Origin of the sequence: Paracoccus sp. Ld10 (assembly GCF_045064235.1) — a bacterium.
Taxonomy (GTDB): domain Bacteria; phylum Pseudomonadota; class Alphaproteobacteria; order Rhodobacterales; family Rhodobacteraceae; genus Paracoccus.
In genome coordinates this window covers 1-11,747 of record NZ_JBISHD010000014.1, presented here as the reverse complement: position 1 = coordinate 11,747, position 11,747 = coordinate 1, and the positions used below count along the sequence as shown (strand labels likewise).

The following is an 11,747-nucleotide window of genomic DNA, read 5'->3' as shown; positions in this document are numbered from 1 at the left end:
GATCGGTTCGCAGCGCGGGACTTTGGGGCCCTTCGCTGCAACTGATGTGTCATCGACTTCGATGGCGGGGACGCCGATTGCAAGGGTGCAGGCCGATCGCGAGGAAATCCGTCTGCGTGGTTGTCGTAAGACCCTGCGATGACGATGTGTCCGCCGGATATGGCCCCAGACCAACGCGCCGGGGCCATGTCCAAGTCATTCCGGCTGCATGCGCTCCGTACACCGAGCAACCCAGTCCCGGATTGTGAAGCCGAGCTTGACCAGATCGGCATGCATCTGCTTCAGCGTTCGTCGCTGTTTGCGAGACTTGCCGGTCTCCGTCTTTAGCCAGCCGGCCAGCTTCTCAGAGAAGGGGTCAAGCTTGCTTGGACGTTCCGGCGTCGCAAACCTCGGCTCGATCGTGTTCGCTGCCAGATGTTTTGTCACGGTATTACGCGAAAGACCCGTGCGCCGCGCAATCTCGCGGATCGACAGCTTCTCGCGCAAATGCATGCGTCGGATGATGTTCAAAAGTCCCATGTGGATCACTCCGTTACCCCCGCCGCTGATCGCTATGGGGGAAGGTTCACCTGGCTCACTTCTCAGTGGAAATTATGCGCCTACCCGGCTCAGTTCTGGGTGGAAATCAACAATTGGACTCCATCGCATGCCAAAAATCCACAATCGTCTTTTCCGACACTTATATTCTCCACAAGCTCAATGCTTTCGACTTTGGGTAAGACTTAAAGCGGACCTTCACCACATTGGTCTGGACCGTTCAAAAGGACGGTTTTTGGAACAGTTGACTATCAGGCTACGGTAAACAGTTTCTCAAATTCCTGCGCACCAACCGTGCTGAATGTCACCACGCGGGTCTTCTGGTCTCGCTTCGCCCATGACAGTTCTTCAAAGCGGCTCAGGAAGGCACGGCCAAGGCTCCCTGCCAAATGTGACCTGCGTTCGCTCCAATCCAGACATTCGCGGCAAAGCGGTGTCCGGTTGCTTCGCAAGCTGTCGAGGTCAATCTGGAAGCCTGCCACAAAATCTGCGCCGCTCGCGGTCAAGTTCAGATCGTCGCCAACTAGAACAAGGTGCCTTTGTGCCATCAAGCTGTTGAACAGTTGCGTTCCCATATCTCCGGCAAGATGGTTGTAGCAGACACGCGCTTTGCGCAGCTCGATATCTTTGGGGCCAGTGCGCTTGCGCAAATGTCCTGATCCGGCGGCAAGCCCCATCAGACTTTCAAGAACATGGGCAACGTCATCGCTGGCAAGCGAAAAGTATTTGTGCCGCCCTTGTTTGCGGGGGCGCAGCAAGCCGCCTTGGTCAAGCTTCGACAGATGTGAACTGGCGGTCTGGATTGTCACGCCAGCTTCCTCGGCCAGCTCGCTCACGGTCAATGCTTTACCGCTCATCAAAGAAGTCAGCATGTTCGCGCGGGCCGGATCACCAATCAGCGCGGCGATGTGGGCAATATCTGGGCCTTCTTTCATAGTTCGAGCGTAGTCGAAGCATATCCTCACGGCAACAGGATAGAAACCGCTCAACAGTTTTGAAAAGGAACCTGAAATGCTGACTTGTGTGATCCGCTACCAAATCGACCCGACGAAGAAAGCCCAGTTTGGAGAATATGCACGAAATTGGGGGCAAGCGATCCCGCGCTGCGGTGCTGACCTGATCGGATATTACGCGCCCCACGAAGGGTCCAGCACACTAGCTTATGGTATCTACCACGTAAAAAGTCTCGCAGATTATGAAGCTTACCGTGCCAGATTGGCCGAAGATCCGCTAGGGCGCAAAAATTATGAGTTTGCCCAAAAAGAAAAGTTTCTTTTGCGCGAGGACCGCACGTTTCTAAAATTGGTATCCACACCCCAAGTCCCGGATTCGCCCCGATGATTGCTGTTATATTTGAAGTTGAACCGGCGGCTGGGCGGAAGGATGAATACCTTGATATCGCAGCCGAGATGCGTCCGATGCTTGATCAGATCGAGGGCTTCATCTCGGTTGAGCGGTTTCAAAGCCTGACGGACCCGCGTAAAGTTTTATCGCTATCATTCTTTGAAGATGAGGCCGCAATCGCACGGTGGCGCACTCTGAACGCCCATCGAGGGGCGCAGGCCAAAGGGAGGGGTGGCGTCTTTGATGACTATCGCCTTCGGATTGCAAGCGTAGTTCGTAACTACGGCATGTTCGACCGCGCTGAAGCACCGACAGATTCAAAAGCTGTTCATACAAGCAAGGACAATTCCAAATAGTGACAGCTCGTTGGATTTCATCATACCGCCTGCCAAAAAGGACGGTTTTTGGAAGGGCAAAGCGAGGGGCGGCCTTACCCAGACCAGACGTTCGTGCGTCGCGCGGCGAATGCCGGTAAAGAGCCCAAACCGTCATTGCCGAAATGCGCGGCTCGATACCTGAATTGAGTTCTTGGACGGGTCTTTGGTATTTGCAAATTCATACCCGTCAGCCTTGTGGATCTTACCAAAATCAAGCCCGTCAGCCCTGGCAGCTTCACAAAAGGTCGATACGTTCTCAACATCGAACACGAGCTTCACCAAAACCTGCCCTTCTTTCTGCTTTGCCGCTGCCGGGTGCAAAAGCAGCGACATACCTGAGGTTTGCGCCCTTAGCTCGACGATGCGGTCGTCGTCAGCCCGCGACAATGAGAAGCCGAAGTGCTTGGCGTAAAAGTCCGCCATCTGATCGATCTTGCTTGTATAGATCACCAACCGCCCGAGTAATGCTGCCAATTTTACGCCTTAAGCAAACTTCGTATGACGAGTCGTTAGCACGGCATGTTGCGAGACGGCAGATTTGTCCCGCACAGCAGGCGGAGCAGGGCGGCGGCCGAGGGGCCGCTATGCGGGACGAGCCTGTCACGCTTCCTTCACGTCACACACTGCAGGCAGCGAAGGCACTCTTTGCCGCGGTGATCGCGTTCATGCAGGCGGGAACACCTGCATAGACGGATACCTGCAAGACGATTTCAATGATCTCTTCGCGTGTCACGCCGATGTTGAGGGCGGCGCGGATGTGAAACTTCAGCTGCCCAGGAGCCGTGCCCATGGCGGCCAGCATGGCGACTGTCAGCATCTCCCGTGTGCGCAGGTCGATCCCCTCCCGGCTGACGATGTCGGTGAAGGCATAGCCAAGCACCAGCTCCGCGGCGTCGGGAGAAAAGGCGTTCAGATTGGCTTCAACCTTTGCCGGCGCTCCACCATCAAGCCGCTCCAGAAGATCCATGGCCTGTGTCAGCCGCGCGCTGCGGGTCATACGTTCACCCCCTTCATGCCTTCTTCAGTGTAGCGCTCTCCTGACACCGGAATGGCGGCAAGGCTGCTGTTCAGGTCTCGCATGTCTTGGTCCGACAACCGTCTGGCGCTTGCGCCACTTCGAGACTGTCCTGGGGTTGATCCCCAGCTCTCTGCTCAACGTCGCGAGCGAAGCTTGCGATCATTCGGGCCGACCCTCGGACCGATGGCGGGCCCGCCCTCATTATTGCAGCTCTGACGGCGTGCGTGGTCGTGGCGCTTCCGTGACGAACCTGGCCCATAGTGCATCCTTCCATTCCAACGAAAGGATCACACCATCAAACCGTGGGATCAAACACCTAGTAGTTCCGAGGTTCGCTTGGATGTTGGCGATGTCAGCTGTCTTCGATAGTGTTCAAATGCGGTCAAAGCGCACCGCAACTTACCGGGAGCCCCTGCCGATGTCGAAATGGTTGCCAGCGTTGCTGGCCTGTCTCATTCTGGCCCCGTCCGTATCGCTCGCACAAAATGCTCTGCCAGCCTATCAGCCAGCGGCAGTTCGTCAGATATGCAAGGCCGCTCCCGTATCCGACACCCCGGGCGGGGCCGAGGTCGGACGCGTTGCGGCCGGTGATGCGATCACCGTGACCGACCTGTCCTTGGATGCGGATGGAAACCTTCATTTCCAATACGGCGACGCGACCACGCCACGCTTCATCGCGTCAGGTGCCGCACGGAATTTTTGCGGCTATGGCGAACGTGCTGCGGCCAGCCCGACCGCGTTCCTTGCCCCGCCGAACACATGCCACGTCATCGCCGCCTCTCGCCGGACGCTGGATGACGTGAACCTGTTTGCAGCGGATTATCCCGCATATGCCCAAGTGATGAACGTCTTTCGATCTCAGAACGGCTGGTATGCCGTTTCGCTCGGACTGATCAGCAACCAGATCGTGGGCCAGGTTCTGTCGGAAGGGCCGGATATTCCTTACGACGCCTACTGCTCGGATGGGGCGAATTACTTCGAGGTCATGGATTGGCAGGACGGCCGATTTTCCGAACCGAGCCCTCCTCCGCCAGCCGATCCGCGGGATCGGCGGCGCGAGGCCGACGCTCTCTTCACGACTGCACTTGAAGGAGACGACGCAGAGGGTCTTCGACGCGCCTGCCTTTTGGGCAATGGGAGCAGCTGCGGCCATTACGCAAATCTGCTGCGTCAGCCCAAAGACCCGTCGGATAACGAGGTCGAACAGATCACGCGTTTTGATCTGCTGGGATGCATGTTGGGCGAGCCGGTGGCCTGCAACAACGCGCTGTTCGGAAAATCTTTCCGGAACAAGGCGGTGTTCGCGACCTTTCCCAACCGCACCGGGGCCGCATCGGCACCGCCCGTATTGGATCCCGAACTGGCGAAGATCGGCTGCGACGCGGGCTTGGCGACCAGTTGTTACGAGCTTGCGAAACCGGCCATTCAGTACGGCAGCAAGGATGTCACCACGTATCTGACTTCCGTCGAGGCGATGTTCTACGCCTGTACCCTCAAGCAGGACGGGTATTGCCGCGATTTTGCCGCACAGATGGATTATCGTCGGACCGTGATGGACAGCGACTGGCCGCCGCTCGTCGAGTTCGGGGCCGCCCGGGTCATCGCAGGTGCCTGCGACGACGCCGACAGCGCTGATTCCCAAGAATGTCGGCTGACCTATGGGCGATACAGACGCTTTCTCGAGTCCGACGATGGAAGCGATGACCAGCGACGTACGGCCGTTGTGGCGATCCGCAGAGGATGCGATGCGGGAGGTCTGACCGCCTGCGCCTATCAAAGCACATTGAGCGATCAGTTCACGAACGATGAACGTCGCACCGCCGCGGCAAAGGTCCGCGCGGCCTGTGATGTCGAAAAAACCCGTGGCGACATCTGCGACCGGCTGGCTACGGCGCTTGGCGATGATCTGCCCGAGGCGCAGGACCCAATCCGCGCCGAATACGAACGGCGGGCGATGACCTGTCGCACCACGGAAGGCACCGACGGCAGCAATCCGTGCAGCGATGCCCTATGGTATTATGGCGGCCATGTCTCGCTCGATGACCTCAGCGTACCCTTGGCGCTTTTGCACGAAACCTGCCGCGCCGGGGGCAAGATCACTGGGTGCGGACCGCTCTATCGCTATTACGATGGTGAAGAGTTGCTCTTTGCGGGCGACGGCGTTCGCGCCCGTTTTCCCAAGAGGCCCCAGAAGGCGCTGGAAGTTCTGCAGATTGGCTGCGCGGCGACGTTGGAGGGGGTTGGCAACTGTGGCAGCCTTGGCTTGATGCTCGAACAGACAGGCGATTTCACTGCCGCCGCAGAGGCCTATGCGACCGGGTGCAACACCGGCATGACTGGCCGTACCGACCAATATTACGGTCAGGGCCGTGTCTGTTTCTGGGCCGGAGAGAACGCTTACAACACCCTTCGGGACTATGCCAATGCGCGTCGGTGGCTAGGTTTCAGCTGTTATGCGTACGACAACCCCTACGCCTGCACATACCTCGGCCTGATGCACGCAAAAGCCGAGGGCGGCCCGGCGGATCAGGTGGCCGCCGCGGGTCTCTATCGGATGGGCTGCGACATGCCTGCCGAATTGGGACAGCGTGACGGCCAAGCCTGCCTTCTCTATGGGCAAGCCCTCGTCGCACAGCGCGAGACTGCGCTTGCCGATGCCCCGTCCGTATACGGGGATCCCGTGATCGACGACGAAGAACGTGACGCCGTCATCGCGCAAAACCTGACCGAAGCGTCGCGCGCCTATCTACGCGCCTGCACGGAGGAGATCGCCGACGCCTGTACGGCCCATGCGACGATGTTGCGGCAATGGTCGGATGGCGCCTATCCGCGGTACGATCTCCAGTGCCGTGTGATCGATGCACAAGGGACGATGGCACCCGCCAAGACCTGTCAGATGTTCTTGTTCTATCTTCCAGCGCCCGACGGAAACAGCGACGATGGCTGGACGAACGTCTTCGTCTGGCCCGACGGCGACAGGACGGTCATGTTCGGCAGTGACGGCGAGCCGACACTGAACGGTGTTCCCGGAACCTGGATCCGTCCGGAGAGTGGATGGGACTGCATCCAGAGTTCTGCGACCGGACGGAGCTTTTGCTACGCAGCTATCTGAAGGGATTGCCAGGTTGCTGACCGCGGCTTTTGAGGCTCGGAAATTGATAGATTACGTTGTCATTTCGACGGGCTCTGTTGTGCAAAAGGGCTGAGGGATGAGCTTCCCCTTTCCCCGGACAGACTTATCTCACGGCTTCAGTGAGGGTTATGCCGCGTGCGGTGAACCCGTTCAGTATGGCCACCCTGATCTGAAACTCCGCAACCTGACGGTCGCAGTCCCGGGCAATCAGACGCTGGCCCAGCAGCTTCACACAATGCATCTTCGTTTCGACGCGGCTCCGGCGGTGATAGCCGCTCCATCGTCGCCAAAGGGCTCGCCCGAAGCAACGTGACGCGCGCAGGGCTTCGTTGCGCGCGATCGCTCCGGGCGTGTCGGACTTCCACGGCCTAGCGTTTTGCGGGGCGGTATGACTGCAGCAGCACTGCGGGCGGCAATGGCATCATGGCATTTGCAGGTGTCAAAGGCGCCATCGGAGGTAACGCTGGCGATCTCCTGATCCGGTGGGATCTGATCCAGCAGATCGGGCAGCATTGGCGCGTCGCCCGCGTTGCTGGTGGTGAACTCGGCTGCACGTATTTCCAGCGTATGCTCGTCAATTCCGATATGGATCTTGCGCCAGACCCGGGGCTTTGTGCCAGCATGCTTGCGTGCGTTCCACTCCCCTTCGCGTTCGATCTTTATGTCTGTGCTGTCGATCAACAGGTGTAGCGGGCTTGGAGAACCGCGATACGGGATGCTGACCCTCAGGGTCATCTGGCGCCGCGACACCGTGCTGTAGTTGGGCGCTGTCCTGTCCAAGCCGGTCAGGTGCAGCAGGCTCTCAACGACACCAGTTGTCTGCCTGAGCGCCATGCCGAACAGCACCTTCATTACCAGGTATGTCCGGATGGCTGCGTCCCTGTCGTCAGGCTGTCGGCCACATTTGCCGGTTGGCTTAGCCTCCCAAATCATCTCGGGGTCGAACCAGATCGTCAGCGAGCGACGGCGCTTCAGAGCTTCGTAATAGGCGGGCCAGTTCTTGTCTTGTAGGCAGGGGATGTAGGTCTGCTCATGCGCTTCAGATACCACGCTGAATACGCTAGATGAATCCCTTAGCTAATTTATGCAACAGAGTCGCGTCGCACCATAAACCCCTGCTACAGACCCTCATGAGGCATCTGCGCAGTTTATGATGAAACCATCATATCAATTTGTGGCTTCAACGTATTTCATCATTTTCGTCAAGCTTGCTTTCGATGACCGAAAAGGAACCGTCTGATTCCAAAATAACTGCTCCAATACTCGCCATATCATTTTTGCCCGCCGTGCGTACAACTGTCTCAAGTTCTGCATTGGTGACACGGGCGTTGCGCATGGCTCTAGTCAAGGGCGTTCCGTTGCGTAGAAGAAGTGATGGCTCGGAGCGTACAAATCGGGAGAACCTTTCAGAATGAACTGACATGGCAGTGACCGCATATTGGAGTAATATAAGCAGAACTAGCCCTGTGACCCCTTCTGCCAGGGCGACACTTTCGCTAAGAAGAATGGTCGCCAGCGTGGAGCCAAGAGCCACGGTGACAATAAGGTCAAACGCATTCAATTTAGCCAAGGTCCGCTTGCCTGAAACTCGCAGCGAAACAATCAGAAAGACATAAGCGAGCGTACCGACAATGATCGTACGTACGATCCCGCTCCAGCTTTGGAACAACATCTCAGACCAGTTCATGCGATACTCCTTCATCCATTCAATAACAGCATCATTTGGCCATCAGTTTTAAAAGCGGATTGACACGGGCATCCTATGTCGGGGTCCCTGGATGCCGTCTTCTGTCAAAGCAGCCACAGCACGACCCCTACCCCCAAGATGCCTGCTGATAGCAGCAGAATGAGGATGACGATCCGAGTTCCAGATTGGGCTCGGGCTGTATGGCTCGAAAGCCTGCGCCGGGACATGTGATTGGCTGACCAGGCAAAGAGGAACATCAGCTGTGCCGCCAGAAGGAGCACCGTCGCCACGGCTTTAGGGACCCAGGTTGGTTGAAATGGGCCAAAGACAGCCTGCATCCCGATCGCAACCGCGGCTGTCGCCAAACCTGTCCGGATCCAGCCGGAAAACGTACGTTCCACAGCAAGGATGGTTCGATCCTCGGCCAAATCCGTACGGTCTTCAACAGGATGTTCTTTGCATACCATGATTTGCCTTTTCGGCGTGAAATTCCTGCAAATAGGCGATGCATGTCTCTGCAGCCCCCGGCATCAGCATCAAACCATATTCAGTACCGAATAAGTCTTTGCCATTTGTCCGCCGTTTGCCTTCCCGGCCTAAATCGTATGATGGTGATCATGCTTAAGCGAGCGCTTTTCAGCATGTGCATCAAGCATCACATTCGACCCACAGACCTTCGCGACGGTTTGCGAGAATAGTGGTATATGTCGCCAAAGCCAATGACAGGATCAAGCAGAGCACCACCCTGACAGGCTGATCATGTAAAGCAATAGCCCCGCGAATGCGGGGCTATCTAAACGTGGTGCGGCTGTCAGCTCAGACTTGAGACGTTCGGGTCGTGCCCGGCGTCGGTGTTGTTCCAGACGCGCCAAAGGTACTGGTCGTTCCATATGGGGCTGCTGACGGGGACTGTCCTGAGCCGGAAAAAGTCTTATCTGACCCCCCGTCCGCCAACTCGTCCTTGGCCGCGGCGACGACGCTGGAAGCTGCAGACTTCGCTTCGTCGAGACCGGCGGATACCGCATTTTCAAGACGGCCCTTTTCCTCTTGGTAGACCGCTTCAGCCTCGTCGAACAGCTGGTCGCGATAGTCACCCATCAACTCGTTCTCGCGCCGGGTACCGGGCAATAGAGCGCCCAAGGCCGCGCCGCCAAGCAATGCCAGTGCCCCGAACAGCAACGGTTCATTGTCATAGCTGCGGGCGACCTGCCGGTTAGCCTTTGCCATCTGGCGGCTGGCCGCCTCGCTGGCGTCCAAAGCCTTGTGCCGTGCTGTCTCAATGCGGCGACGGGCTTCCTCGCTCATGCCCTCGGTCCCTTCTCCGAGACGGTCCCGGAAATGGCGCGCGCGATTACCTAGAGAGTTCGTACCGTCGCTCACGCGGTCTCGCAGGTGGCTGGCGGTTTCTTTTGTCCTGTCCATCATGCTGTGCTCCTTGTTGGATTCGGAGGTGAGGCTGGAAGACTGGCCGGTCCTCGTCGGGCGGTGATCCGTCGTCCAATCTGGGGTCGGATCTTTGGTCATCGACTGGGGTGCTTGAGCTGCGACCGGCGCTATACGAGCCGTCGCCGTGGCTGTGTCATCGGTGCGATGACCAGCAGAGGGTTGGCCGAATCGGTGGACCGGGTCATGCCCTCGTCCAAAGATCATCCAAGCTAGCCCGATGCCGGTCAGGCCCAAGGCAACGGGATTGGCCCGAGCGGCAGCGCTGGCCGACTCTGCCCAATCCGCCCCGTTCCGACGAACCGAGCCCGTCAGACGTCGTGACAGGCCATCGAGCGACAGCTCGTCCTGCAGATCGTTCAACGTACGGCGCAGCGCGTCACGGTCCTTTTCGATTTCGCGTTCGATTTGGTCCGGGTTGTTTGCATCATGCGTCATGATAGGCCTCTTTCACCGCGTGCGCATCGCGCTGGACATTTTCAACCGTGCGCGTCGGCATGAGGTTTTCGGGTTTGAGGTCGGCCATACCTTTGCGTAGCAAGACATAGGCCAAGATCGCCAGGATCACCCCTACGATTACTGCACTCCAGATCGGGCCAAGATCGGTCTCTGCCAGAGCGGCGACCAAGGCCGCGGTCAGCACATTCAACGTGACGATGCCCAGAACGGCTGCAGCAACGATCATACCAAGTCCGGCGCCCGCATGGCTCAGGTTCTGCCGCATCTCAGCCTTCGCGAGCGCGATCTCCTTCCGGACGAGATCACCTGATAGGCGCAAAGCTTCAGTTGCGAGCGAGGCGGGGTTTTGCGAACGGATTGGATCAGTCATGCGACCCCCCGATATTGTGGTTGCCTGAAAGGGTCTGAGAGCTGGTCGATACGGGGCGGACTGTGCCGGCGCTCGCGCCCTGATCGGCGCCTGTAGAACTGCCGGTCCCCCAGTGAGGGCTGGCGGCACCGACAGGACTGACTGACGCGCGGTCCTGGGAAGGGGTCTGTCGGGTTATGCTGGAGGTGCCGTAGCTGCTGGTCCTGACCGAGTCCGGCGAGGTCGAAGTCGTGGACCCTGCCCGCAGGAAGCGGAGGGCCGCGAAGCCCGCCAAGGCCGACAGACCGAGGAAGGCGCCCGGCTGGCTGCGTGCGAAGCGACGGATGTCACCCAGCATCTGAGTAGGATCAGTCGAATTCAGGCTGTCGGCCAGACCGCTGACGCTGTCGGCAGCGCGGTCGAACATGACCGCGATGGTCGAGTCCGGATCAATGTCGGACTTGGCCTTGCGCAGGCCCTCGGCGACGCTCTCGGCGCGGTCTGCGACACCGGAACGGAAGTTCTGTTCGCGACGTGTAACTTCGTCTTTGACACTACCGGCCAGACGCGACGCTTGATCAGAAGCCTCGGATCTGATGCTGCTTTGTTCGGACGTATCAGTCTCCTTAAAGTGCGGATCATTGACGGTCACCTGAGATCTCCTTGTCTGGTTGCGGCGTGCATAATCGCTGCGCGCCGACAGGCTTATTGGGGCGTTAACCAAACAGGACTCGCCATGTTCCAATAACTTTAATTAAGGCAGAGGACTTGGTGCGAAATATGGCCTCAAGAGGCAAAGGTCCTCTATACTTTTCTGTTACTCTGGAGGGTTCAAAATCTCCTTTATGAGGGCCAACAAGGCCATCATCAAAACTTCTTTTAATCACCCTAGGAGCAGGTTGGTTTGGTTCGGTTGATATCGACCAAATCCGGGTCCCGTTACTATGCTGCTGAAATAGGATCACACCGGTGTCTTACGGCGAAGAAGACGGATGCGGATCTACATCTAACCATAGCGGGTAATCTCACAACGCTCGGAGGACTGACATTTGAAGACGATGGCTGCCTCACCTGCAGTAGTGCGTCCACCCCGGCACGCCCTAAGGGTTTGATCCCACGGTTTGACGGGCCTCTGTTGCGCAAATCATCTGACGGACGGTTCTCGCTTTTCCCCAGATGGATTTATCCCACGGCCCTTGTGACGGGGATGCCAGGGGCGGTGCCGCCGTTCAGGATCGCAACGCGCTCCTGAACCTCGGCGACCTTCCGGTCCAAGCCGCGCGCCATCAGCCGCTGGCCCAGCAGTCGTGCACGATGCATCCAATCGTCGGGAAAACGATCCGCCTCATATCTCGACGCGGCTCCGGCGGTAATAGCCGCTCCAGTGTCGCCAGAGCGCC

Annotated in this window: 11 protein-coding genes and 3 pseudogenes; 3 read left to right on the top strand and 11 right to left on the bottom strand. The window is 58.2% G+C overall.

Going from position 1 to position 11,747, the window contains the following annotated elements; genetic code table 11:
• Positions 1-246 precede the first annotated feature (246 nt).
• Positions 247-519 (bottom strand): annotated as a pseudogene (locus tag ACJJVR_RS04875) (winged helix-turn-helix transcriptional regulator); the annotation flags it as partial.
• A gap of 269 nt (positions 520-788) precedes the next feature.
• Positions 789-1,472 (bottom strand): ArsR/SmtB family transcription factor, encoded by a 684-nt coding sequence (locus ACJJVR_RS04870; RefSeq protein WP_405402685.1) that lies wholly within the window; start codon positions 1,470-1,472, stop codon positions 789-791.
• Between the two features lie 76 nt (positions 1,473-1,548).
• Between ACJJVR_RS04870 and ACJJVR_RS04865 the strand changes: the two genes are divergently transcribed.
• Entirely contained in the window at positions 1,549-1,878 is a 330-nt protein-coding gene (locus tag ACJJVR_RS04865) for an NIPSNAP family protein (RefSeq protein ID WP_405402683.1), read from the top strand.
• Positions 1,875-2,237 (top strand): antibiotic biosynthesis monooxygenase family protein, encoded by a 363-nt coding sequence (locus ACJJVR_RS04860; protein WP_405402681.1) that lies wholly within the window; start codon positions 1,875-1,877, stop codon positions 2,235-2,237. Before ACJJVR_RS04865 ends, ACJJVR_RS04860 begins: the two co-directional genes overlap by 4 nt.
• Before the next feature lie 132 nt (positions 2,238-2,369).
• On the opposite strand, the gene ACJJVR_RS04855 is transcribed toward ACJJVR_RS04860, so the two are convergent.
• Entirely contained in the window at positions 2,370-2,732 is a 363-nt protein-coding gene (locus tag ACJJVR_RS04855; protein ID WP_405402679.1) for a VOC family protein, read from the bottom strand.
• A gap of 142 nt (positions 2,733-2,874) precedes the next feature.
• Positions 2,875-3,255, bottom strand: coding sequence for a carboxymuconolactone decarboxylase family protein (locus ACJJVR_RS04850; RefSeq protein WP_405402678.1), 381 nt, complete (start codon positions 3,253-3,255; stop codon positions 2,875-2,877).
• Between the two features lie 439 nt (positions 3,256-3,694).
• On the opposite strand from ACJJVR_RS04850, the gene ACJJVR_RS04845 reads away from it, so the two are divergent.
• The gene (locus tag ACJJVR_RS04845) at positions 3,695-6,388 is read left to right on the top strand and encodes a hypothetical protein (protein ID WP_405402677.1); all 2,694 of its coding nucleotides are present in this window, start codon (positions 3,695-3,697) and stop codon (positions 6,386-6,388) included.
• Positions 6,389-6,512: 124 nt separating this feature from the next.
• Here the strand turns inward: ACJJVR_RS04845 and ACJJVR_RS04840 are convergent.
• The 7 genes and pseudogenes from ACJJVR_RS04840 to ACJJVR_RS04810 form a co-directional block, all read right to left on the bottom strand.
• A pseudogene (locus ACJJVR_RS04840) lies at positions 6,513-7,443 on the bottom strand (IS5 family transposase).
• 146 nt (positions 7,444-7,589) lie between these two features.
• Positions 7,590-8,096 (bottom strand): DUF421 domain-containing protein, encoded by a 507-nt coding sequence (locus ACJJVR_RS04835; protein WP_405402675.1) that lies wholly within the window; start codon positions 8,094-8,096, stop codon positions 7,590-7,592.
• Positions 8,097-8,200: 104 nt separating this feature from the next.
• On the bottom strand, positions 8,201-8,563 hold the full coding sequence (locus ACJJVR_RS04830; RefSeq protein WP_405402674.1) for a YidH family protein: 363 nt from the start codon (positions 8,561-8,563) through the stop codon (positions 8,201-8,203).
• Positions 8,564-8,912: 349 nt separating this feature from the next.
• The gene (locus ACJJVR_RS04825) at positions 8,913-9,977 is read right to left on the bottom strand and encodes a DUF3618 domain-containing protein (RefSeq protein WP_405402673.1); all 1,065 of its coding nucleotides are present in this window, start codon (positions 9,975-9,977) and stop codon (positions 8,913-8,915) included.
• On the bottom strand, positions 9,967-10,368 hold the full coding sequence (locus tag ACJJVR_RS04820) for a phage holin family protein (protein ID WP_405402672.1): 402 nt from the start codon (positions 10,366-10,368) through the stop codon (positions 9,967-9,969). Before ACJJVR_RS04820 ends, ACJJVR_RS04825 begins: the two co-directional genes overlap by 11 nt.
• Complete coding sequence (locus tag ACJJVR_RS04815; RefSeq protein WP_405402671.1) at positions 10,361-10,999, bottom strand: hypothetical protein; 639 nt, start codon at positions 10,997-10,999, stop codon at positions 10,361-10,363. The genes ACJJVR_RS04820 and ACJJVR_RS04815 overlap by 8 nt, the downstream gene beginning before the upstream one ends.
• A gap of 530 nt (positions 11,000-11,529) precedes the next feature.
• Positions 11,530-11,747 (bottom strand): annotated as a pseudogene (locus ACJJVR_RS04810) (hypothetical protein); the annotation flags it as partial.